At 59.2% G+C, this 561-nt stretch carries 1 protein-coding gene; it reads right to left on the bottom strand.

Annotated elements, in window-relative coordinates; translation table 11 throughout:
* The coding region (locus tag ACO0K8_RS22310; protein WP_422948851.1) for a hypothetical protein at positions 1-561 on the bottom strand (561 nt) is incomplete at both ends.

Raw genomic sequence — 561 nt, 5'->3', positions numbered from 1 at the left:
TGTCTGTGCCAGGCAAGGAAACATTTCCTGCTTTGTCCGTGACGGTAGCGCTGACGGATAAGGTCGCGCCTTCCGCTGGTTTTGCAACCGTGCTGCTATACGTACCAGCGGTGATTTCTGCGGCGGTTAAGACGTGGCTTTGCGGAGTCGTGCCGTCGGTGATGGTCAGGGTGTCGCCTGCTTTAGCCGTACCTGGCAAGGCGACTGTGACTGCCACTGTCGTTGCCGCACCGAGTTCTGTTTTACTGATCAGGCCGTCGTTGTTGCTGTCGGTCGTGATGGTAATCGTCGGCGCTGCCGTGGCCGTTGTGTCTAAAGTCGCACTGTCTGTACCTGGGGCGGAGACATTACCAGCTTGGTCGGTGACCGTCGCTGTGACCGTTAAATTAGCGCCTTCTGCCGGTTTGGCAACCGTGCTGCTGTAGGTGCCCGCTGTGATTTCTGCGGCCGTTAAGACGTGGCTTTGCGGAGTCGTGCCGTCGGTGATCGTCAGGGTGTCACCTGCCTTCGCGGTGCCTGGCAAGGCGACTGTGACTGCCACTGTGGTGGCTGCACCGAGTT

The organism is Undibacterium sp. Ren11W (assembly GCF_049340485.1).
Taxonomy (GTDB): domain Bacteria; phylum Pseudomonadota; class Gammaproteobacteria; order Burkholderiales; family Burkholderiaceae_D; genus Undibacterium.
Note: the sequence above shows the minus strand (reverse complement) of the source record. Positions and strands in the feature narration are given on the sequence as shown.